Origin of the sequence: Helicobacter canis (assembly GCF_008693005.1) — a bacterium.
GTDB classification, from domain to species: Bacteria; Campylobacterota; Campylobacteria; order Campylobacterales; family Helicobacteraceae; genus Helicobacter_B; species Helicobacter_B canis.
In genome coordinates, this window is sequence record NZ_VXKE01000012.1 from 91,835 (window position 1) to 113,417 (window position 21,583).

Annotated in this window: 27 protein-coding genes; 16 read left to right on the forward strand and 11 right to left on the reverse strand. The window is 43.2% G+C overall.

What is annotated here, in order from left to right; translation table 11 throughout:
- Nucleotides 1-38 precede the first annotated feature (38 nt).
- Nucleotides 39-1,343, forward strand: coding sequence for an argininosuccinate synthase (locus F4V45_RS04285; protein ID WP_150337217.1), 1,305 nt, complete (start codon nucleotides 39-41; stop codon nucleotides 1,341-1,343).
- Nucleotides 1,343-1,612 (forward strand): TRL domain-containing protein, encoded by a 270-nt coding sequence (locus tag F4V45_RS04290; RefSeq protein WP_150337218.1) that lies wholly within the window; start codon nucleotides 1,343-1,345, stop codon nucleotides 1,610-1,612. The genes F4V45_RS04285 and F4V45_RS04290 overlap by 1 nt, the downstream gene beginning before the upstream one ends.
- 87 nt (nucleotides 1,613-1,699) lie before the next feature.
- On the opposite strand, the gene F4V45_RS04295 is transcribed toward F4V45_RS04290, so the two are convergent.
- Nucleotides 1,700-1,858 (reverse strand): hypothetical protein, encoded by a 159-nt coding sequence (locus F4V45_RS04295; RefSeq protein ID WP_246145039.1) that lies wholly within the window; start codon nucleotides 1,856-1,858, stop codon nucleotides 1,700-1,702.
- 141 nt (nucleotides 1,859-1,999) lie between these two features.
- Between F4V45_RS04295 and F4V45_RS09420 the strand changes: the two genes are divergently transcribed.
- The 4 genes from F4V45_RS09420 (at nucleotide 2,000) to F4V45_RS04310 (ending at nucleotide 5,806) form a co-directional block, all read left to right on the forward strand.
- A complete protein-coding gene (locus F4V45_RS09420; RefSeq protein ID WP_170235164.1) occupies nucleotides 2,000-2,149 on the forward strand; it encodes a hypothetical protein in 150 nt (49 codons plus the stop codon).
- A gap of 187 nt (nucleotides 2,150-2,336) precedes the next feature.
- Nucleotides 2,337-3,191, forward strand: a complete 855-nt coding sequence (locus F4V45_RS04300) for a Dam family site-specific DNA-(adenine-N6)-methyltransferase (RefSeq protein WP_150337245.1) — start codon at nucleotides 2,337-2,339, stop codon at nucleotides 3,189-3,191.
- A complete protein-coding gene (locus F4V45_RS04305) occupies nucleotides 3,178-4,737 on the forward strand; it encodes an AlwI family type II restriction endonuclease (RefSeq protein ID WP_150337219.1) in 1,560 nt (519 codons plus the stop codon). Before F4V45_RS04300 ends, F4V45_RS04305 begins: the two co-directional genes overlap by 14 nt.
- Entirely contained in the window at nucleotides 4,730-5,806 is a 1,077-nt protein-coding gene (locus tag F4V45_RS04310) for a DNA adenine methylase (RefSeq protein WP_150337220.1), read from the forward strand. Before F4V45_RS04305 ends, F4V45_RS04310 begins: the two co-directional genes overlap by 8 nt.
- Before the next feature lie 72 nt (nucleotides 5,807-5,878).
- Here F4V45_RS04310 and F4V45_RS04315 read toward each other — a convergent pair whose 3' ends face one another.
- Genes F4V45_RS04315 through F4V45_RS04325 form a run of 3 tightly spaced genes read right to left on the reverse strand, consistent with a single transcriptional unit; the run spans nucleotide 5,879 to nucleotide 9,421 of the window.
- Nucleotides 5,879-6,898, reverse strand: a complete 1,020-nt coding sequence (locus F4V45_RS04315) for an LLM class flavin-dependent oxidoreductase (RefSeq protein ID WP_150337221.1) — start codon at nucleotides 6,896-6,898, stop codon at nucleotides 5,879-5,881.
- Between the two features lie 11 nt (nucleotides 6,899-6,909).
- Entirely contained in the window at nucleotides 6,910-7,980 is a 1,071-nt protein-coding gene (locus F4V45_RS04320; RefSeq protein ID WP_150337222.1) for an ATP-grasp domain-containing protein, read from the reverse strand.
- The gene (locus F4V45_RS04325) at nucleotides 7,970-9,421 is read right to left on the reverse strand and encodes an LLM class flavin-dependent oxidoreductase (RefSeq protein ID WP_150337223.1); all 1,452 of its coding nucleotides are present in this window, start codon (nucleotides 9,419-9,421) and stop codon (nucleotides 7,970-7,972) included. The genes F4V45_RS04320 and F4V45_RS04325 overlap by 11 nt, the downstream gene beginning before the upstream one ends.
- A gap of 234 nt (nucleotides 9,422-9,655) precedes the next feature.
- On the opposite strand from F4V45_RS04325, the gene F4V45_RS04330 reads away from it, so the two are divergent.
- The 7 genes from F4V45_RS04330 (at nucleotide 9,656) to F4V45_RS04360 (ending at nucleotide 14,972) form a co-directional block, all read left to right on the forward strand.
- Nucleotides 9,656-10,099 carry a GatB/YqeY domain-containing protein gene (locus F4V45_RS04330; protein ID WP_246145041.1) on the forward strand — a complete coding sequence of 148 codons (444 nt, stop codon included), beginning with the start codon at nucleotides 9,656-9,658 and terminating at the stop codon, nucleotides 10,097-10,099.
- Nucleotides 10,099-11,124, forward strand: a complete 1,026-nt coding sequence (locus F4V45_RS04335) for a S1-like domain-containing RNA-binding protein (RefSeq protein ID WP_150337224.1) — start codon at nucleotides 10,099-10,101, stop codon at nucleotides 11,122-11,124. The genes F4V45_RS04330 and F4V45_RS04335 overlap by 1 nt, the downstream gene beginning before the upstream one ends.
- 69 nt (nucleotides 11,125-11,193) lie before the next feature.
- Nucleotides 11,194-11,937: a 3-oxoacyl-ACP reductase FabG gene (fabG, locus tag F4V45_RS04340; protein ID WP_150337225.1), complete on the forward strand. Its 744-nt coding sequence runs from the start codon at nucleotides 11,194-11,196 to the stop codon at nucleotides 11,935-11,937.
- 74 nt (nucleotides 11,938-12,011) lie between these two features.
- Complete coding sequence (gene acpP / locus F4V45_RS04345; RefSeq protein ID WP_023929801.1) at nucleotides 12,012-12,242, forward strand: acyl carrier protein; 231 nt, start codon at nucleotides 12,012-12,014, stop codon at nucleotides 12,240-12,242.
- 97 nt (nucleotides 12,243-12,339) lie between these two features.
- Nucleotides 12,340-13,578 carry a beta-ketoacyl-ACP synthase II gene (locus F4V45_RS04350; RefSeq protein ID WP_150337226.1) on the forward strand — a complete coding sequence of 413 codons (1,239 nt, stop codon included), beginning with the start codon at nucleotides 12,340-12,342 and terminating at the stop codon, nucleotides 13,576-13,578.
- Nucleotides 13,579-13,617: 39 nt separating this feature from the next.
- Nucleotides 13,618-14,547 carry an acetyl-CoA carboxylase carboxyl transferase subunit alpha gene (gene accA, locus F4V45_RS04355; protein ID WP_023929803.1) on the forward strand — a complete coding sequence of 310 codons (930 nt, stop codon included), beginning with the start codon at nucleotides 13,618-13,620 and terminating at the stop codon, nucleotides 14,545-14,547.
- A 74-nt stretch (nucleotides 14,548-14,621) separates the two neighbouring features.
- Nucleotides 14,622-14,972 (forward strand): ATP-grasp fold amidoligase family protein, encoded by a 351-nt coding sequence (locus F4V45_RS04360; protein WP_281292475.1) that lies wholly within the window; start codon nucleotides 14,622-14,624, stop codon nucleotides 14,970-14,972.
- On the opposite strand, the gene F4V45_RS04365 is transcribed toward F4V45_RS04360, so the two are convergent.
- The 3 genes from F4V45_RS04365 to F4V45_RS09425 all read right to left on the reverse strand — a co-directional run bounded on the left by F4V45_RS04365 (nucleotide 14,973) and on the right by F4V45_RS09425 (nucleotide 15,953).
- Entirely contained in the window at nucleotides 14,973-15,386 is a 414-nt protein-coding gene (locus F4V45_RS04365) for an ATP-grasp fold amidoligase family protein (protein WP_342779751.1), read from the reverse strand. It lies immediately after the preceding gene.
- Nucleotides 15,387-15,451: 65 nt separating this feature from the next.
- Nucleotides 15,452-15,733, reverse strand: coding sequence for a type II toxin-antitoxin system RelE family toxin (locus tag F4V45_RS04370; protein WP_150337229.1), 282 nt, complete (start codon nucleotides 15,731-15,733; stop codon nucleotides 15,452-15,454).
- Nucleotides 15,711-15,953: a hypothetical protein gene (locus F4V45_RS09425; protein WP_170235167.1), complete on the reverse strand. Its 243-nt coding sequence runs from the start codon at nucleotides 15,951-15,953 to the stop codon at nucleotides 15,711-15,713. Before F4V45_RS09425 ends, F4V45_RS04370 begins: the two co-directional genes overlap by 23 nt.
- A gap of 18 nt (nucleotides 15,954-15,971) precedes the next feature.
- Between F4V45_RS09425 and F4V45_RS04375 the strand changes: the two genes are divergently transcribed.
- On the forward strand, nucleotides 15,972-16,499 hold the full coding sequence (locus tag F4V45_RS04375; protein ID WP_170235168.1) for an ATP-grasp fold amidoligase family protein: 528 nt from the start codon (nucleotides 15,972-15,974) through the stop codon (nucleotides 16,497-16,499).
- Here the strand turns inward: F4V45_RS04375 and F4V45_RS04380 are convergent.
- Nucleotides 16,496-17,065: an ATP-grasp fold amidoligase family protein gene (locus F4V45_RS04380; RefSeq protein WP_170235169.1), complete on the reverse strand. Its 570-nt coding sequence runs from the start codon at nucleotides 17,063-17,065 to the stop codon at nucleotides 16,496-16,498. The two genes, F4V45_RS04375 and F4V45_RS04380, sit on opposite strands and share 4 nt — an antisense overlap.
- Between F4V45_RS04380 and F4V45_RS04385 the strand changes: the two genes are divergently transcribed.
- Both F4V45_RS04385 and F4V45_RS04390 read left to right on the forward strand, forming a co-directional pair.
- A complete protein-coding gene (locus F4V45_RS04385; protein ID WP_150337232.1) occupies nucleotides 17,054-17,254 on the forward strand; it encodes a hypothetical protein in 201 nt (66 codons plus the stop codon). The two genes, F4V45_RS04380 and F4V45_RS04385, sit on opposite strands and share 12 nt — an antisense overlap.
- The gene (locus F4V45_RS04390) at nucleotides 17,255-17,527 is read left to right on the forward strand and encodes a type II toxin-antitoxin system RelE/ParE family toxin (protein ID WP_150337233.1); all 273 of its coding nucleotides are present in this window, start codon (nucleotides 17,255-17,257) and stop codon (nucleotides 17,525-17,527) included.
- A 49-nt stretch (nucleotides 17,528-17,576) separates the two neighbouring features.
- Here F4V45_RS04390 and F4V45_RS04395 read toward each other — a convergent pair whose 3' ends face one another.
- Genes F4V45_RS04395 through F4V45_RS04405 form a run of 3 tightly spaced genes read right to left on the reverse strand, consistent with a single transcriptional unit; the run spans nucleotide 17,577 to nucleotide 21,557 of the window.
- The gene (locus F4V45_RS04395; RefSeq protein ID WP_246145043.1) at nucleotides 17,577-18,797 is read right to left on the reverse strand and encodes an ATP-grasp fold amidoligase family protein; all 1,221 of its coding nucleotides are present in this window, start codon (nucleotides 18,795-18,797) and stop codon (nucleotides 17,577-17,579) included.
- Between the two features lie 24 nt (nucleotides 18,798-18,821).
- The gene (locus F4V45_RS04400) at nucleotides 18,822-20,174 is read right to left on the reverse strand and encodes an L-serine ammonia-lyase (protein ID WP_150337248.1); all 1,353 of its coding nucleotides are present in this window, start codon (nucleotides 20,172-20,174) and stop codon (nucleotides 18,822-18,824) included.
- A 33-nt stretch (nucleotides 20,175-20,207) separates the two neighbouring features.
- Nucleotides 20,208-21,557, reverse strand: coding sequence for an aromatic amino acid transport family protein (locus F4V45_RS04405; protein ID WP_150337234.1), 1,350 nt, complete (start codon nucleotides 21,555-21,557; stop codon nucleotides 20,208-20,210).
- Nucleotides 21,558-21,583: the final 26 nt, after the last annotated feature.

Consider the following 21,583-nt stretch of genomic DNA (forward strand, 5'->3'; position numbering starts at 1 on the left):
GCTATAATCGACTATCCATAACGCACAAAGGAGTAGCAATGGCAGTAAAAAAGGTAGTGCTAGCATATAGTGGCGGGCTTGATACAAGCGTGATTCTCAAGTGGCTTGGTGATACTTATGGCTGCGAGGTGGTAACTTTCACCGCAGATATTGGGCAAGGCGAGGAAGTCGAGCCAGCGCGCGCTAAAGCCTTAAAGCTTGGCATTAAGGCAAAAAATATCTTCATAGAAGATTTGCAAGAAGAGTTTATCCGCGATTTTGTTTTCCCGATGTTCCGTGCTAATGCAATCTATGAGGGGGAATACTTGCTGGGCACAAGTATCGCGCGCCCACTGATTGCCAAAAGGCTTGTAGAAATCGCGCAAAAAGTCGGTGCAGATGCGATCGCCCACGGAGCCACAGGTAAAGGGAATGACCAAGTGCGCTTTGAGCTAGGTGCGTATGCGCTAGACCCGGAGATTAAGGTCATCGCCCCGTGGAGAGAGTGGGACCTAAATAGCAGAGAAAAGCTCTTAGCCTATGCCAAAAAGGCTGGAATCCCCATTGAGAATGCGAAGAAAAAGTCCCCCTACTCAATGGACGCAAATTTGCTGCACATTAGCTATGAGGGGCAGAATCTTGAAGACCCAAGCCAAGCTCCAGAAGAGAGTATGTGGCGGTGGAGTGTCAGCCCTAAAAATGCCCCCAATACGCCTGAAGTCATCACCATAGAGTTTGAAAAGGGCGATGGCATAGCGATAAATGGCAAAAGGCTAAGCCCTGCGAAGTTTTGGCAAAAGCTCAATGCACTAGGCTCTAAACACGGCATCGGCAGGCTTGATCTTGTGGAAAACCGCTTTGTCGGTATGAAATCACGCGGCTGCTATGAGACACCGGGTGGCGCGATCTATCTAAAAGCACATCGCGCGATAGAATCTATCACGCTTGATAGAGAAGAAGCGCATTTAAAAGATGAGCTTATGCCGCGCTATGCGAGTCTTATTTATAATGGATTTTGGTTTAGCAAGGAGAGAGAAGCTCTGCAAGCTCTCATTGACACCACGCAAAAAAGCGTAAATGGGCTTGTGCGCCTAGAGCTGTATAAAGGCAGCGTAATGGTGCTAGGGCGAGAGTCTAGCAACTCACTCTTTAGCGCGGCATATAGCACCTTTGAAGAAGATAGCGTCTATGATCAAAAAGATGCCGCAGGCTTTATCAAGCTTAATGCCCTGCGCTTTATCATCGAAGGCAAGGCACAAGGCAAAAAGTCTAAAAAATCCAAAAAGCTTGATAAGTCATCTAATGGCGCAAAAAAATCAGGCAAAAAAGAAGCAAAAAATCAGGCAAAAAAGAAGCAAAAATAATGCGCAAAAGTCTCGCGTTTATGCTAGCTTTTTTACTCTATGGCTGTGGCACGGTCTATACGCCCGGGAGTGCCACAGGTATGGCAAGTAGTAAGAAAACGGGCATAGGGATATGTAAGAACTTTTTCTACTTTTTTGACTTTGGAGACTGCACGATCGCCGCTGCTGCGCGCAATGGCGGGATAGAGAAAATCGCTACCACAGACTTCGCGCGCAATGGCTTCCCCTATATTTACACTAAGCGCACGACAATTGTTACAGGTGAGTGATTGAAGTGGATTCTAGCTTGTAGGGCTTTGGGGATCAATATAGCCCTAGATTCTAGCCGCTAGAATCTAAACTTAGTCTAAAGCCCATTACACAAGCGGCATAACCTTTTTAGCGATATATTCTAGCTGCATATTAGCACATTGGATTATGAGTAAATCTAGCCCTGCTTCTTTATAGGCTCTAATCTTTTGTGCTACACTCTCCGGTGTGCCAACTAGATTTGGTCGCAAACCGCGATTAGACACGCTATATCCTTGCTTGCTAATCTCTACTCAAAACTTGTTAAGTTTCATCATAATAAGGATAAAATTACACAAGCATTATGTAAAATACTAGCATTTCAACTTATCTTTAGGTAACTAGTCTTACTTAATAAGGGATTATATTTGACAAAAGTTTGTGAAGATATTTCATATTTTACACCCATTCAAAGCCCTATTAACTACACAGACTCTAAGGCAAAGCTATTGCCGCAAATCTTGCCGCTTTGCCCAAGAGAAATGGGGGCTTGTGTAGATTTATTGGTGGGAGTGTAAAAAACAATTTAAGCTTAATGATTCTTTTTGTAAAATTCACCAAGTTAATTTTTAAGGAAAATATTTGACGCAGGCTTTAAAACAAATAAATTTATTCACCTATCACGACTTGCCTTACAAGGATTCTGGGCAAAATAATACTATTATCCGCTCGCCTTTGTTTTATGTCGGCGATAAATATAAGCTTATGCCACAACTTAAAAAGCTTTTTCCAAAGATGATAAATACTTATATCGAGCCATTTTGTGGTGGCGGAAGCTCATTTTTAAATATCAATGCAAAATCTTATAAACTTAATGATATAGATTCTAATCTCATTGCTTTGCATAGATTTTTAGCACAACACAGCAAGGATACACAGGGCTTTTTTGACAAGCTTTTTGACTTGATAGAATCTTATAATCTCTCTTGCTCTTTTTTAAATAACACGCCAGATAAAGCACTAAAAGCACGCTATAAGAAAACCTATTTCGCAGAATTCAATAAGGATTCTTACAAACAATTGCGGCAAGACTTTAATACAAATAAAAATGATTTTTTGCGACTTTATGTGCTGCTTATCTATGGCTTTAATCGTGTTTTGCGATTTAATAGTAAGGCTGAATTTAATCTGCCTGTTGGCAATGTGGATTTTAATGCTAATGTATATCAAGCCTTGCAAGATTATTTTCATTTTATGGAAAATAAAAATATAGATTTTTTTAATATTCACTTTATAGATTTTATAGAATCTTTAGAATGTGAAAAAGGGGATTTTATCTATTTTGATCCACCTTATCTTATTAGCGGTAGCGAGTATAATAAGCTATGGAATGAAACTTTAGAATCTAAGCTTTATACGCTTTTAAAAAAGCTAGATTCTAAAGGAGTGCAATGGGGGCTAAGCAATCTTTTAATTCACAAAGGCAAAACAAACACGCTTTTACAAACATTTATGCAAGATTTTCATAGCCACACAATACAAAGCAATTACATAAGCTTTAATGATAATTCTATTAAAAAAGATTCTAAAGAGGTATATGTAAGCAATGTCAAAAGCTAGAAGTAAGAAATACAAACTTTTATCCTTTAGCACAACTATCCGAAATCCAGAGCGTATGCCTGCATTTTTAGAGGTTTTATTGCCTTATGAAAATCACTTATTGACACATACAATTATTATGAGCATTGTAGAAAAACTTATACAGAAAAAACTTTATACCCCTATGTATGCACAAAGACATTTTAAAGAAGTATTAGAATCTGATAGAGAATTTAACCTGCAAGAAATACAAGAAATTATCACAAATTCACCGCAAAAACATAAAGAAGCAGGATTTACTAAAGGTTGGGATTCAAGATTTGATACTTGGTATAAGCTATGTATGGAATTTGGGTTTTGTTTTTATGCTATGGATAAGCCTTTGCAAATCTCAAACACAGGGCATTTGTTGATTGACGCATATAGAGAGACTCCAAGCAATGATGAAAAAATAAATAATGTTTTTCTTAATTGTCTAATGAAATATTATAGTAACAATCCATTTAGAAATACGCTTAATGCAAATATGCCTTTAATTTTGCTTTTAAACACAATGAAAGAACTTAAAAATTTGTGTGGAGATTCTAAGATTCATAGGCTAGAAATTGTTTTATTTTTGTGCTGGAAAGATAATAATGCTAAAGATTTAGCGCATAAAATTTTATCTTTAAGAACACAATATCCTAGCTTTAATTATTCTAATGAGAATGCTTATGAGCTTTGTTTAGAAATTTTAGAATCTACAAATACAACACGCTTTAAAATCTCTCAAGTTTGTGCTGAAGGCATTGATGATTATATCCGCAAAATGCGAATTACAGGCATTATCTCTTTGCGCGGAGGTGGCAGATTTATTGACTTTAATACTTTTGAAAATCAAAAAATAGAATATATACTAAAAACTTATACAAAACAGCCAGACTTCACTTCAAAAGAAGAATATTTTACATATATGGGAAATATAGATTCTCACATATTATCTTTACAAAAAATATCATACCAAGAACAAAAAGATATTAGACTACAAGCCCTACAAGATTTTGCTCATCGCTATACAAAGGAGCAAATTTATAAAGAATTACACATTTTAAGTAGCAAAAAATCATCAAGCAAAGATGCGATATTTAAGTTTATCCCAGAGCCTACAAGATTTGAATTTTTAAGTGCGATTGCTTTAAAGCAACATTTTATAGATTTGATTGTTTTGCCAAATTATAGTGTTGATGATGAGGGCATACCTAAAAGCCACGCAAGTGGCAATATGCCTGATATTGTTTGCAAAAATAACACATTAGAATCTCTTGTGGAAGTAAGTTTGATATGTGGTAGGGGACAGGTAAATAATGAACTTTTGCCTATTAGCAGACATTTAAGGGAGCATAAAGAAAAATCGCAAGATAAAGAAGTCTTTGCTTTATTTATTGCTCCTAAAATTTTTGAGGATTCTAAACGCTATGCAGCCTTTTTAAAATTTGATGAAAATTTAGCTATTTACAACCTTGATATTGTAGATTTTATACATAAGCTTAAGATAGCTAAAAGTTTTATGGAAATAATCAATGTTTAACCCCCATAATCGCCGATATACAGGAGCAAAAACAAAGCTTTTAGCACATATTGATTCCGCGCTTATACATTGTTTTGACTACACTAAAAAGAGTGATTTACGCTTTTTTGATGTGTTTGCTGGGACAGGTGTGGTGAGCCATTATTTTATGCAAAAGCCAGAATTTAAGCAGTTTTATATCAATGATTTTTTATATGCGAATTTTGTGATATATCAAGGCTTTTTTGCTAAAGAGTCTTTTAGCCAAGAAAAGTTGGATTCTATAAGGCAGGAATTTTTAGAGCTAGATTCTGCTATGCTAGGTGAAAATTACTATTCTCTGCATTTTAGTGGCACATTTTTTAGCCATAATGATTGCAAATTTATGGGATATATACGAGAGAAAATACAAGAGCTTTTACATACAAAAGCAATCAATCAAAAAGAATATTTTATCCTGCTTGCAAGCTTACTTTATAGCGTGGATAAAGTCGCAAATACGGTGGGGCATTATGATGCTTATCGCAAAAAATCAATGCTAAAAGATAGATTGCAATTTGAGCTTATTAAGCCTTATGTAAATCCACATATACACACAGAGATTTATCAGCAAGATTCTAATACCCTTGCAAAATTGCTTCGCGCACAAAATACAAAGCTTGATATTGCCTTTATTGATCCGCCTTATAACTCTAGGCAATACAGCAGATTCTATCACTTTTTAGATACCCTAGCCAAAAACCATAGCCCAAAACTCTATGGCATAGCCCTAAAACCAAAGCCAGAAAATTTAAGTCTATACTGCACAGCTAGAGCAGAAGAGGCGTTCAAAGATTTAGTTGCAAATCTTAGCAACATCGCTAGAATCTTAGTAGTAACCTATAATAATACTTATAATTCCAAATCAAGCTCAAGTGCAAATAAAATCTCTCTACAAGCCTTGCAAAATATCTTAGAATCTAGCGGTAAAACAACGCTTTTCACATTCCCACACACGCCTTTTAGCAGCGGCAAAACAGATAGAAAAACAAGCTTCAAAGAGCATAAAGAATGTGTGTTTGTGTGTGAGATAAAGCAAAAGCCTTCCTAGATTCTAGCGACTGCTAAAATCTAGGACAAAAATAAATATGGTTTCAAGCTTGATATGCTGCGCTTAAGCTTCTCACACCAACGGCATAACCTTTTTAGCGATATATTCTAGCTCTTCTTGCATATTCGCACACTGAATGATAAGCAAATCTAGCCCTGCTTCTTTATAGGCTCTAATCTTTTGTGCCACACTCTCCGGCGTGCCAACTAGATTTGGACGCAAACCGCGATTAGACACGCTGTATTCCTGCTTACTAATCTCCACATCAAGCTGTGAATTGCCTGTGAAATTCTTATAGGAGTTTTCATAATCGGCGTAATTTTTAATGGTAGTAATTCGCTTTAGCTCCTCTTGTGCCTCTTCTTCGCTATCTCGCACAATCATATACACCGCCATACCAAAGCCCTTAAATGGCGGCAATCCTGCCCTTTTCTTTCGCTCTTTCATATCAGTAATTTTTGCTCTCACCTCTTCAAGTGTGCCGCCGTGCAGGAGATAAAAGTCTGCAAATTGTGTGATAGCATTCCTACCTATCTCGCTCTCTCCCCCGGCATATACAAGCGGAATCTTAGGCGGTTTAGGCTCATTATAGGAATTTTCAAAGCTAAAATACTTACCGCTATGATGCAATGGACTTTTACTCCAAAATCCGCGTAAAACATCGGTGTATTCGTGTGTGAGCGTATATCTATCATCGTGTGCGTCAAAGTTTATGCCATATTGCCTAGCCTCCTCTTCCCACCACGCTGATACCATATTGATAGAAAATCGCCCATTGCAAATCTGTGAAATGGTAGCAATCTGCTTGGCAGTGAGTGCTACTTGATGATACTGCGGACGCAAAGCCGCTAGAATCTCAATCTTTTTGGTAACCGCTGCCAAACCATTAGCGATAGCCCACGCATCAAGGGCTGGGGCTTTTTCACCCTTAATGTCATTTAAATACAGCTCTGGCACAAGGGTGAGTGTATAGCCTAGATTCTCCGCCCTTATTGCTAAATCGCGGATATACTCCCAAGAACACTCCGTGCTATCATCATCTACATTCCTAAGCCAACTGCCAAACACCGGACTCCAATACCCAAACTTCATTTTACGCTCCTTTATTGTTTGTCAAACTGCTCTTTTAAAAAACTCACAAGTCTATCCGCCGCTGCCACGCCGCCACTCTCTCTAATCTTAGATTCTAGTGTAGAGTTGTAGTTTGTGTTTGTGTTTATATCATAGACCACAATATCCCCACTCACACTCTCAATAAACTCAATCCCCGCCACAGCGATATTATGCGCTGCTAAAAACTGCTCTAAACACCGCACAATAGGACTTTTAGAATCTATCTCTTTCCGCAGACTAAACTTATCCCCAGCTCCCACTTCACACGCCGCCCCAGCAAGAGCAGGTCGCTTTGTAGATTCTGCTTTAGAATCCGCCGACTTAGAATCCCTACTAGAATCCGCTTTAGAATCTAAAGAATCTATTTGACACGCATCAGCCGGGCATAGCTCAAAAGCTCCATTACTCGTATCCACTCGCACCGCATAGTGAAACTTCCCGCCGATAAACTCACATCGCGTGATAAAAGCTTCCCTAGATTCTACATACTCTTGCAATAGCGTAATGCCATCAATTGGCAGCTCAAATTCGCTAGAATCCACATAGTCTCTAAACTCTTCTATATTTTCAAAAAGCCTTACACCTAAGCCCTTGCCACCTTGATTATGCTTTGTGATAAAGGGCTTGTTGTCTAGCTTTTTGGTAAAACTACTTGCCGCATTGATTAAATCAGTTTTCCCAAATACCGCAAGTGTTTGTGGCGTTTTAAAATCCACGCCTTGAGACTTAAAAAAGGATTCTAAAAGCAAAGCCTGTTTAACCTTGCTGACTTCAAGCTCTAGCACAGAGCTGCCATTTATCACGCAACGCCCATAGCTTTCTAGCCACGCTAACAACGCACGACCATATTCCTTAGAAAAGGCATTATCACGCGTATGACTTGAGGCACTAAGCCTACTCCAAAACACCCCATTTGGTGGGATAGAATCTAGAGTGATCCCCCCTTGTGTGAGAAGGATTTCGCTAAAACTCACCCCAGCCCTATCAAACGCCTCCTTAAAAGGCGGTATCCACTCGGGATTTTCGTGGATTATGTAAATGCCCTGTGAATCATATAACATAGTCTTGCTCCTTATTGTGTTTAAATCGCCCTGTGTTCGCATAATCATTGATTGTGCTTTTTGCCCCGCCCACACGATAGCGTGAAGCGATATGTGTGGAATCTAGCCTATCGCCCTTGCCAAAGAGTTTATGCCGCAGTGAGCCTTGCGTGTATTCTTGCTTATACACGCCGCGATTTTGAAGCTCTGGCACGATAAATCGCACCACATCTTCAAAGCTCCCGGGCGTTGTCGCGTAGGCTAGATTAAAGCCATCAGCATCGCTATATGCGATCACTTCTTGTAAAATATCGCAAACTTGCGTAGGTGAGCCTACAAACTTTGGTCCTTGACAGCCTAGCCCTGTGAGTTTTAGCAAGTCTTTTAGTCGCCACTCCTTGCCAGATTCTGTCGTGGAGTTACTCAAGGCTTCTACTTGTGCGACTATGGCGTTTGATTTAATGTTGCTTAATGGATCTTCTAAGTCATAGCGGCTTAAATCTACGCCTAGCCAACCAGAATTTATCACTAAAGAGCCTTCCTTGCTAGAATAACTAAGTAAGTCATTATATTTAGCCTGTGCTAGATTCTCACTCTCATCAGTGATGATTGTAGCTAGAATGTAGATTTTCGCACTATATGGATCGCGTCCGGCTTGTATCAAAGCATCTCGCACTTGTTTGACGGCGATTTTAGCGTATTCCTTTGTAGGTGGGGCTATGAAAATAGCCTCTGCGTGAGTAGCGGCAAACTGCCTACCACGCGGAGAATTCCCCGCTTGGAATAGCACAGGGGTTCTTTGGATACTTGGCTCACACAGATGAATACCCGGGACATCAAAATATTTGCCGTGATGTCCTATGTGATGGATTTTATTTGGATCGGCAAAGTCCCCACTCTCCCTATCTAAAATCACCGCAGAATCTTCCCAGCTACCCTCTAAAAGCTTATAAATCACTTCCATATATTCATCAGCCACATCGTAGCGTTCATCGTGGGGCAGCTCACTTGAGCCCATATTTTTATTCGCACTTGGCAGATAGCCTGTAACGATATTCCAGCCGACTCGCCCCTTTGTGAGATGATCTAGCGTGCTAAGGCGTCTAGCAAAGGGATAGGGATGCTCAAAAGGCACGCCAGCGGTTACCCCAAAGCCTATGTGCTTAGTAACCGCCGCACCAATGACTGCAAGCTGTGTGGGGTCATTGACAGGCACTTGCAGGGCAGTCTTTAACGCCCCACAATCATTGCCCCCATACACATCATACACGCCCAAAACATCAGCGATAAACACCGCATCAAACAGCCCCTTTTCAGCGATTTGTGCGATATTCTGCCAATATTCAATGTCTTTATATTTTAGGGCTTGATCGTTTGGATACCGCCACAGCCCCGGACTTAAATGCGAAATACAATTCATCTCAAAGGCGTTGAAGCTAATTTGCTTGTCCGTTTTACTCATAGGTTCTCCTTAAGTCATATTTGGTGGAATAATAGGCTAATTTTTCTATAAACACAATATGTGTTTGATAATTTTATCGATTTTTTTGCAGAGTGTTACTATTAAACACATATTGTGTTTATAGATTTTGTAAAGAGCTAGAATCCAGTTCAATCATTTAAACTAGTTAGATTTGCTATACTTCCACGCATTTGCACGCATTTGCAAGTATTGCACCATAATTGAGAAGGAGTGATGATGAGTATCAAAGAGCGGTTACAGGCGGATTTAAAAGAAGCGATGAAAAGTGGGGATACATTTTTGCGCGATTGTGTGCGGCTGCTTAATGCTGCGATTAAGCAAGTCGAAGTCGATACGCGATCTAGCCTTGATGATAATGCTGTGCTAAAGATTTTAAAAAGCGCGTATAAGCAGCGAGAGGACGCGGCGCAAGCCTATAAGCAAGCAGGGCGAGCGGATTTGTATGAGCAAGAGAGCAAAGAAATGGAAGTGATTTTACGCTATTTGCCCACCCAGCTTAGTGATGAGCAGCTGCGCCAAAGACTAGAAGAGATTATCGCGCGCGTGCAAGCTAGCGGGCTAAAAGATTTGGGCAAGGTAATGCAAGAAGCCAAGAGCTTAAGCGATGTCGCCGATGGGCGCAGGATCTCCACAATGGCAAAGTCCTTGCTACAATAATGCCTGCCACATTTAATACATCTCCCCAAAAAAAGCATAAACCTAAGAATCTAGGCATAACCATAGGGCAGATAAATCGCCTGCAAATTGCGCGCCTAAGCCCGCACGGCGCATATCTCACACTAGAATCTAGCGCGCGTGAAACACTAGAATCTAAAGTATGCAAAGGGCTAGATTCTAGTGCTTATCAAAGGCTAGATTCCACCAAATCACCAAAGCTAAAAGCCACGACACCCGCGCTCTATGAAGTGCTACTGCCCAAGAAATTCTGCCCCGCGCAAGCAAAGATCGGCGATAAAGTGCTAGCCTTTGTCTATACAGATTCGCTTGATCGCCCCGTGGCTACAACTCAAATGCCTTTAGCCCAGTGTGGTGAAGTGGCATTTCTACGCGTGGTGAGCTATGCTGGCAATGGCGTGTTTTTAGACTTGGGGCTTGATAAAGACATCTTTATGCCTAGTAAAACCCCTGCAAAGTATCCGCTAGATTCTCGTGTGGCGGTGTATATCACACTTGATAAATCTAGCCGACTCATCGCCAAAAAGGACATACAATCTCATCTCCTACCCTATCGCACCAAGGGCTATGCGCGGGGCAAAAAGGTCTCTATACTGCCTTTTTCTGTGAGCGATCTAGGTGTGAGCGTGGTGGTGGATTCTCGCTACTATGGGCTAGTGTATCTGCCCCAAAGCGTGCGTGATAAACAAAAAAGCCCAGAATCCACTTTAGCGGCGATGGGGCTTGGGCTTGGGCTAGAGTCTAGCGCGTTTATCCATAATGTCCGCAAAGATGGCAAGCTTGATCTCGTGCTGCATAAGCGCGATCGCGCTGATGAGAGTGCGGCAAAGCTTCTGCAAGTGCTGCGCGATAATGGCGGCAAGCTCGCGGTGCATTATGACTCTAGCCCAGAATCCACTTTTGCTTTGCTTGGTATGAGCAAAAAGGCTTTAAAGCGCGCATTGAGCGATTTGCTTGCGCGAAAGCTTATTATCCTAAACCCACAAGTAGGCATAGAGCTTGTGTAGCTTACGCAATAAATGCGCGTTACAAATTTTCGCTAGTATGTGGGCTTATTTTATTGATAGGAGCGTTGTATGAAATTTAGTGGGAAAAATGTTTTAGTTACAGGCGCATCGCGTGGGATTGGCGCAGAGATTGCTAGAGTGCTAGCAGGCTATGGGCTAAAGGTGTGGATCAACTACCGCTCCAAGCCAGAAATTGCTGACGCACTCAAAGCCGAGATAGAATCCAGTGGCGGCAAGGCAGCGGTCGTGGAGTTTGATGTAACCGATGAAGAAGCCTTTGTGCGTGGGCTTCAAGCGATTGTGCAAAGTGATGGCGAGCTAAGCTATATTGTCAATAATGCTGGTATCACCAACGACAAGCTTGCTTTGCGTATGAAGACAGAGGATTTTACAAAGGTGCTTGATGCAAATCTACTCTCTTGCTTTATCGGCTGCCGAGAAGGGCTAAAGCTTATGAGTAAGCAACGATTTGGCGCGGTGGTCAATATCGCTTCTATCGTGGGCGAGCGTGGGAATATGGGGCAGACAAACTACGCTGCAAGCAAGGGCGGTGTGATCGCTATGAGTAAGAGCTTCGCCTATGAGGGAGCTGCACGCAATGTGCGCTTTAATTGCATTACTCCGGGCTTTATCCAAACAGATATGACAGAAGCTCTAAGCCAAGAAGTAAAAGAGCAGTATCAAAAGACCATACCACTAGGGCGTTTGGGGCAGAGTGCTGAGGTAGCTGAAGCGGTGGCATTTCTACTAAGTGATGGTGCGAGCTATATCACAGGCGAAGTGCTTAAGGTCAATGGCGGCTTGTATATGTAATATATATTTAAGGTAATTTCTAAAATTTTTTTGTTAGAATCCCAAATTCTAAACACACTTGTAAGGAGTATCGTATGGCATTGTTTGATGAGATCAAGGAAGTAATCGTAAAAGAGCTTAGTGTAGAAGCAGATAAAGTTACCCCAGAGGCAGAGTTTGTAAAAGATCTTAATGCAGATTCTCTTGATGTTGTAGAGCTTATTATGGCACTTGAAGAGAAGTTTGGCGTAAATATCCCAGATGAAGAAGCAAACAAAATCCAAAAAGTCGGCGATGTCGTAGCATTTATCGAAGCAAATAAATAGCCATTTTGCGCGCGGCTAGCGTCTTTCTATGACTTATGCCGCGGAGCTTGCAGGGTCTGTGGGATCTTGCGTGGAAGTTTGATGATGAAGGAGTGATATGCGTCGTGTAGTCGTTACGGGCATTGGTATGATTAACGCAGTTGGACTCAATAGGGAGGATTCTTTTTCTGCGATTGTTGAGGGCAAATGCGGCATAAAGAAAATAGCTTCCTTTGATGCTAGCGACTTCCCTGTCTCTATAGCAGGGGAGATTGTGGGCTTTAATCCCGAGGAAGTCCTAAGTCCAAAAGATGTGAAAAAAGCGGATAGATTTATCCAGCTAGGACTCAAAGCTAGCAAAGAAGCGATGAGTGATAGTGGCTTGCTAGGGAGCGATGGGCGTTGCGCTGAAGAGCTTGGCGATCGCTTTGGCGTGAGCTCTGGTGCTGGGATTGGCGGCTTGATAAATATTGAAAAAAACTCTATCACTTGCTTTGACAAGGGACCTAGGAGAATCACGCCATTTTTCATACCAAGTGCGCTTGTGAATATGCTAGGTGGTTTTACTTCCATAGAGTTTGGCATTAGGGGTCCAAATCTTGCTAGTGTTACTGCTTGTGCAGCCGGCACACACGCTATCATAGAAGCAGCCAAGACAATTATGCTAAATGGCGCAGATGCGATGCTAGTCATCGGCGCAGAATCGACCATTTGCCCTGTGGGCATTGGGGGCTTTGCCGCGATGAAAGCACTATCTGAGCGCAATGATGAGCCGCAGAAGGCTTCTCGCCCATTTGATAAGGACCGCAGCGGGTTTGTTATGGGTGAGGGTGCTGGTGCGCTTGTTTTGGAAGAGTATGAGCACGCCAAAGCGCGCGGAGCGACAATATATGCAGAAGTTGCCGGATTTGGTGAGAGCGGTGATGCTAACCATATCACCACGCCTGCTCCAGAGGGCGAGGGTGCCGCGCGTGCGATGAAAGCCGCGCTTGCTATGGCAGATGTTAAGGTAGATTATGTCAATGCACACGGCACTAGCACGGCGTATAATGATCTTTTTGAGACAATGGCACTGAAGAAGGTCTTTGGTGGGAAAGATAATGTCCCGCCTGTTAGCTCGACAAAGGGACAGATCGGGCACTGCTTAGGTGCTGCTGGGGCGATTGAAGCGGTGATTTCTATAATGGCTATGCGAGCTGGCGTTCTCCCCCCTACGATTAACCAAGAGCATAGCGACCCAGAATGTGATCTTGACTATATTCCAAATACTGCTAGAAATGCACAAATCAACGCCGTGATGAGCAATTCATTCGGCTTTGGCGGCACTAATGGCGTGATTATCTTTAAGAAGATTTAGCGAGCGCATAAGGGCAGAAGTGCGTAGAATGGAGTGGCAATGGCGACTTGTTTAGATTTTGAAAAACAGCTTAAGAGTATTCAAGATGACATTGAGCTAGCTTCTATGCGCGGAGATACTGCGGCTAAAGAGATTTTGCAAAAAGACTTAGAAAAAGAGCTTAAAAAAGTTTATGGCAATATGAGCGACTACCAAAAGCTCCAGCTTGCCCGCCACCCAGATCGACCTTACGCGCTTGATTATATCGAGCTACTTCTCAAAGATGCGTATGAGATTTGCGGGGATAGGCATTTCCGCGATGATAAAGCGATCGTGTGTATGATAGGCAAGATTGATGAGCAGCCTGTGCTGGTCATTGGCGAAGAAAAGGGCAGGGGCACAAAGAACAAAATCACTAGAAATTTTGGTATGCCAAACCCAGAGGGCTATCGCAAGGCACTCAAAGCCGCAAAGCTTGCAGAGAAGTTTAAACTCCCTATACTTATGCTTGTTGATACTGCTGGCGCGTATCCGGGGATCGGCGCAGAAGAGCGGGGGCAGAGTGAAGCTATCGCAAAGAATCTCCAAGAGTTTGCAGCTTTGCGCACGCCTACGATTTCTGTCGTCATAGGTGAGGGGGGCAGTGGTGGCGCGCTTGCTATCGCTGTGGCTGATAGGCTTGCTATGATGCAGTATTCTATCTTTAGCGTGATTTCTCCCGAGGGTTGTGCGGCGATTTTGTGGAATGACCCTGCTAAAATCGAGTCCGCGACAAAGGCGATGAAAATCACCCCTGATGAGCTGAAAAAAGCCCAGCTGATCGATGATATTATCCCAGAGCCACTAAGTGGGGCACATAGAGATAGAGAGAGTGCGGCACAAGCGATTAAAGAGTATTTCCTAGCGAGCTTAAGCGAGATTCTAAAAGACAAAGACTATTTACAAAAACGCTATGATAAGATTATGCGCTACGGAGCTTTTAGCGAGTAGCTTTCTACCCCCACCTTGCAAATAACGATTTTCATAACAAAATTGCCCAAAACCTAGAATCCTATAAAGCCCCAATAGACTATAAATGCCACATATTTAATGGCACATTGAGTCATATAGAAGTGATTAGAGGGCGGTTTGTCCATCAAGAAGAAATCGCCCTAGATGAGCAGTGGCAAAAGCTCCCATTTGACTATGAAAAAAGAGCTACCGCACTCCCGCCACCGCCAAAAGACCTACCCACTATGAAGCAAATCGCTTCGCTATTATCGCAGCCTTTTGCGTATGTGCGTGTGGATTTGTATGAGATAGATTCTGCGATATTTTTTGGAGAGATGACATTTACCCCTGCTTGCGGGACAGATAAATTTAGCCCACAAGAGTGGGATCATATCCTTGGCGATCGCTGGAAAATGCACGCGTGATTAGACCCACAAATCCCCTAAATTCCTATCCCACTGCTTAGGCGAGAATCTATCCGTGCCACCTGTGGGCGTGAAAGTAATCTCACCCACGATAATTTGCTTATCAATTTCGTATAAATCAACCCGCACATAAGAAAACTTGCCAGCGAGTGCTGTGGCTATTTTTTGCATTAAGGCTAAATTATGTGGCTTTGGTGGGATATGCGTGGCTTTTTTGTCATAGTCAAAGGGCATTTTCTCCCAAGTGGGACTCATAGCGATTTCAGTTTGATTGGTGAATTTATCAATAATTGCATCTATATGACTCAATGTGCCATTAAACATATGGCATTTATAGTCTGTTGGGGCTTTATAGGATTCTAGGTTTTGGGCAATTTTGTTATGAAAATCGTTATTTGCAAGGTGGGGAATGATTTTTAAAAAGAGACCTAAGCTTTAAGTTTTTGCAGGTTTAGTAACGCCAAGTCGCGCACTATGGTTTAATATGCGTTTTCTCTCGTGGTGATTTCGATAATCTCAAGTGTGAGCTGCTGAGATTTGACATCGCCTATTATGCGGTATTTCCCCACACGCCACCGCCAAAGATTGCCCATAGATTTATACCGCCCCTGAAGTTTCGCGCAGTTGGGCAGGGTCGTTGGGTTTGGAGACTCTTGCAAATGCGTATCGATGAAAAGCCGCACCAAGTGTATCCCGTGTGGATCGCCCTTATACTGCTTAGCTAGGAACTTTTCCGCTTTATTTGTTAGTAGAATCTGCATAGCCCTGCCCATTTACTAAAGTTTCTAGCTCATCGCGCAAGCGATCTTGCTGCTCTTTAGGCATCGCGGCAAAGTCGTTTGCAATCTGTCGCATAGCCTTTGACTCACTAAGCTTGTGGCACGCAGGCTTCTCCACCTTGCACTTGGCGTTGATCGCCTTTGTAAATGCTTTCATACTTGGCAGAAACTCTTCTTTGACATTCTCTACGATGATAGTCATTGTCGCTCCTTTGTTTTGGTGGATTATACACTAGAATCTATAAGTGATTGGATAGATTTCCCCCACCTTGCAAATAACGATTTTCATAACAAAATTGCCCAGCAAAAGGGCTTAGATTCTAGCTCTGCAAAGGTGGATTCTAGGTATGTAGCGGATTCTACCTCGCCCCAGCCCCTAGAATCCACCTTTGCCTACAAAGCCCCTGATGATTATAAGTTCCATTGCTTTGGGGGGCAAATCTTTATCCAAGTCGATACAGAGCGATTCACTAGCCACACACGCACAATGTTTGATACAGAGTGGAATGCACTAGAAGTGGTGTATTACTACCCGCTGCCAAGCACCACCCCAACAAAGCCGCAAAATCTCCCCACTATGCTTGATATAGCTAGACTACTAAGCAAAAGTTGTAGTTTCGTGCGCGTGGATTTGTATAGTATTTGTGGGGCGATTATTGTGGGCGAGCTTACGATGACTCCAGAGGGCGGCACAGGACATTTTACCCCAAATGAGTGGGATAAAAAATTAGGCGATTTATGGCACTAGCGCGCTATCTCCCAAAACTCCCCCAAAGCCTTATCAAACTCCCTAGGCGAGATTGGTAGCACTCCGCCACCGGGCGTGAAAGTCAGCTCGCCTATGTGTAAAATCCTATTTTCTTGCAAGTAAAAATCGCAGCGCAAATATCCCAAATCATCAAAAAGTCGCTTGCTTATCTCAAGCATTAGAGGCAGCACGCTTGGTTTCTCTATCGCTCTTTGCGCAAAATCGTAGGTGATCTTTACTTCAAGCGGATTCCAGCTTTCATCAAAAAATGTGCAGCGCGTATTGCTCCCGCGATCGATAATCGTTTCAGAAAACACCCTATCCCCAAAGCAATGGAACTTATAATCATCAGGGGCTTTGTAGGCAAAGGTGGATTCTAGGGGCTGGGGCGAGGTAGAATCCGCTACATACCTAGAATCCACCTTTGCAGAGCTAGAATCTAAGCCCTTTTGCTGGGCAATTTTGTTATGAAAATCGTTATTTGCAAGGTGGGGGAAATCTATCCAATCACTTATAGATTCTAGTGTATAATCCACCAAAACAAAGGAGCGACAATGACTATCCACATCACCGCCAAAAATGCCAGCAAAGACTTCACCAACGCCCTAAAAAGCCTAGCCAAGCTAGCAAATGTCAAGCTCACCATACAAAAAGAGCCAAGCGAAGAGCTTTTGCGCAGTGTGAGAGCTGTGAAAAATGGCAGGGTAGAGAAGTTTAAAGACTTTGCAAGCTACAAAAAGGCTATGGATTCTTAGATGTTTGAAATCCACACTACTGCCAAATACAAAAAACAGCGCAAGAAACTAAGCCAAGATGATAGAGATTTGCTTGATGGCGTGATTTACACGCTTGCAAGTGGGGAGAGCCTAGAGCCAAAGCACAGAGATCATAAACTCACAGGCGAGCTAAAGGGCTTCCGCGAGTGCCATATCAAGCCAGATTTGCTACTCATCTATGCCAAAAATCGCAACGCCCTTATACTCACTTGCGTAGAAGTAGGCTCGCATAGCGAGCTGTTTAAAGGCTAGATTCTAGCTTTGCCTTCTCTGCTTTTGCCCCTTGCCTTTACTTATTGCCCTATCTCCACAAGTCGCCTAATTTTCTATCCCACTCATTTGGGGTGAATTTTTCTGTCCCACCTGTGGGCGTGAAAGTCAGCTCACCTACGATAGCGGTATTATCAATGAGATACAAATCCACGCGCACATAGGAAAAGGGGCTAGCAAGTGATTGGGCGATATTGATTATAAGCGCGAGATTATGCGGCTTGGCTGGAGGATTGCTTGCTCTTTTTTCAAAATCAAAAGGCATTTTTCGCCAATTTGTATCCATAGCAATTTCTGTTTGGTTGGTAAATTTATCCAAAATGGCAGTAATGTGACTTATTTTATCCCCAAAAGTATGGCATTTATAGTCTATTGGGGCTTTATAGGATTCTAGGTTTTGGGCAATTTTGTTATGAAAATCGTTATTTTCAAATGTTTTTGCGCTGGAGTCTGCGATAGATTCTGCATTAGGCGCGGTGTTTGCGGGGCTAGAAGCTCCTAAAAGCTCTTCGATAAACACGCGCGGCTCAATGTCTTTATAGTGCCACTCGCGGAAAAGGGTGTAGAAATTGGTGGCTAGATGCTGCTGGATTTTGCTCCTAGCATCTTCAAAGCGTGCTTGATCGCTCAAAAACTCCTGCTTATTTGGCACAAGCACCACGCCACCGCAGTCGTGATTGGTCTTTATCGCAAAGGCTTGGGGCAGGTGGGCGAAGTCTATCTCATCAAAGCTTTTGTAAATCCCATAGAGCTTAGGCAAATAGGGGCAGATATTGGTGGCAAAAAGGGTGGATTCTAGCGTATCGATGGGGGCAAAGAGTGGGGAGCTAGGCTCTAGGAGATTGGTCTTAGCTAGGGCTTGTATGGTGGGTTGTGCGCTAGAATCTAAGCTAGAATCTAGGCTTGCGTTACACTCTGCCCCCCCCCTTATCGCGTTTTCATAGAGTGGGTAGAGTGTGGCAGCGATGTAGATCCTAGCCTTTAGCTTATCGGCTAGCGCGGTATAAACAGGGCTTCTGTCAAACAAAATGCGGTGGATAATCTTCTCATTAAAGGTCTTGGGATTGCGGAAGTCTGGCGTGTAGCCAAAGATCTTTTTATGTCGGCGCAGGAAGTATTCCTCATCTGTGAGCCTAGATTCTATGAGGGTATTTAGCTTCACGCGCAGTGGGCGGATCGCTCTTGTGTAGATGGGATTATGCTTAATGCTCTCTTTAAGGCGGGATTTGAAAGATTGTGGCTCTTGGCTCATTGGATCTCCTTATGTGTGGGGTGGCTAGCAAACGCTTGAGAGCGTCTTGGCTAGACCACCTAGGGCGGTTTCGCGGTATTTGGCATTCATATCTTTGCCGGTTTGATACATTGTCTTTATCACTTCATCTAGGCTGACTATGGGGGTGCTTTTGCGTGTCATTGCCATTCTAGCAGCAGAAATCGCCTTGATCGCGCCAAAGGCATTGCGCTCTATGCAAGGGATTTGCACAAGCCCGCCCACAGGGTCGCAAGTAAGCCCTAAGTGGTGCTCCATAGCCATCTCCGCGGCATTGCAAGCTTTCCTAGGGTCTGCGCCTAGTATGGTAGCCATAGCACCTGCTGCCATAGAGCTAGCCGAGCCGATCTCTGCTTGGCAGCCTGCTTCCGCGCCACTTATGCTGGCATTTTTCTTAATGAAAGAGCCTATAAGCATAGCTGTTAGCAGAAATTCTATGGCTTTGTCATCACTAAAGCCTATGGTGTGGTTTTTTAGATAGAGCATCACTGCTGGGATCACCGCGCAAGCACCATTTGTAGGGGCTGTTACCACACGCGCGCCGCTGGCATTCTCTTCAGCTATGGCTATGGCATAGAGCGAGATAAAGTCAATGATCCCCAGCGGATCGCTTGTGGTATGCACGCGCTCAAACAAGCCCTTCGCGCGGCGTTTTAAATGCAGCTTGCCCGGGAGATAGGTCTCACTTGGGTGCGTGCCTTGCTTGTAGGCTTCTTGCATACACTCCCACACTTCAAGGCAGTAGGTTTTAATGCTTCTCTCATCGCGGAACTGCAGCTCATACTCTAGTGAGAGCGCGGCTAAATCGCAGGACTTCTCATCGCAGAGGTAGAGGGCTTTGGTGGCGTTTTCTATCTGCCAAAGGCTAGAATCCACTTTTTCTTCTTGGCTAGATTCTAGCTCTTGCGCACTTTTGACAAAGCCCCCGCCGATAGAGAAGTAAGTGCTAGAATCCACTTTTGCCCCTTGTGCGTTGTAAGCTTCTATGCGTAGGGCATTTTCGTGCTGGGGTAAAAACTCATCGCTAAAGATGATGTCGCTGCTGCTATCAAAATCTATAAGCTTTGCTCCGCAGAGATTAAGCTGCTTTGTGTCATAGACGCGTGTGAGCGTGGCGGCTTGGAGATCTTTGGTAAGGGTCTTTGCCTGCAAGTTTTCTAGCCCCCATAAAATCGCTTTATCACTCAAATGCCCCCTGCCTGTGAGTGAGAGCGAGCCATAGAGCGTGATAGTAAGCTTAGAGATGGATTCTAGCTTGGGGGCAATTTGCTCGCAAAATCTATTGCCAGCAATCAGCGGTCCTAGCGTGTGCGATGATGAAGGACCTACGCCGATTTTGCAAATGCCAAGATTGCTCATAGCAAGATCGCTTACACTAGATTCACTCACGCGCTACCCTATGAGCTTATAAGCCACGGTGAAGATTGTCAAAAGCCCTGTGATAAACACAAAGGCATCTAGGGCTGGGTTTTTAAACTGCTTCATTTTTGACACGCTATAAATAGCGATGATTGGCATAAGGAAAAGAATTGCTGCGATGATTGGACCGCCTAAGTCTTCTATAAAGCCAAGCACACTAGGATTGATATACGCTACAAGAAGCATTACCACATACATTACGCTTGTGCAAACTACGGCTATAACTTTAAGGTTTGGATTTTCATTCCCCGCGATTTTGCAGCATTTACGCACGATTCCATACGCTCCTTCACGCGCCCCAAAATAATGCCCAAAAAACGAGCTAGAAATCGCCAAAAACGCTATCAAAGGACCACCATAAGAGATGAAAGGATTATCAAGCTTATTAGCAAAGTAGGAGAGCACAGGGATATTTTGCGCCCTAGCTTCTGCAAGCTCTGCCGGGCTTAGACACAGCACACAAGAAAAGACAAAAAACATCACAAAGATTAAAAGCATAGTCGCTGTGCGCAATAGAATCTGATTTGCCTTTGCTACGGAATGCTCCTTATAAGTTCGCTTCACACTTAAAGAAAATGTAGAAATCGCCGGAGAGTGATTAAAGCTAAAGACAAGCACAGGCAGGGTAAGCCATACGATTGTCAAAAACTCTTTGATATTTGGCACTTCGCTTAAGCTATCTAGATTCCAATGTGGGATAAGATAGAGTGAAAAGATGAAAAGTATCGCACATAGCGGATACACAAGCCATTCACACACTTTGGTGATAAACTCTTCGCTAAAGAGCATAATAAGCATAAACGCACTTACACCTAAAAATACCAAAATCGCCCGCCATAATGGCAGCAAGCTCGCCACCTGTGTGCCTCGCTCATTAAGCTCGGTAGTATAGATAGAGCTGATAAATGCGGCTAATCCACCATTAGAATCTAGCAGGGGCAAAAGCTGATTATAAATAAAGCTTTCAAATGTGTTGGTGATCCCTACACAATACGCCAAGCAAATAGGGAAAATCGCAAAGAAATACAAAATAGAGATAAACACGCTTACATTGCGTCCAAAGTATTCTTCTGCGGCGTGGGTGATGTCTTTGTCATTACCATTTGCTTGGCAGACAAAGCGGCTTAATGCTCTGTGGCTCAAATACACCATAGGAAAAATGACAAAGCACATTACCACCACGGGCCAAAAGCCCCCGCCTCCAGCCTTAATGGGCAGATACAAGATCCCAGCACCTACTGCCGTGCCAAAAAGTGATAACATCCAGCGCGTATCAAATGAGCTCCATTTGGGCGGTGTGTTTGTGGGTGTGTTGTGTTGCATACTCTCTCCTTAGCTTGGTTGGCGGC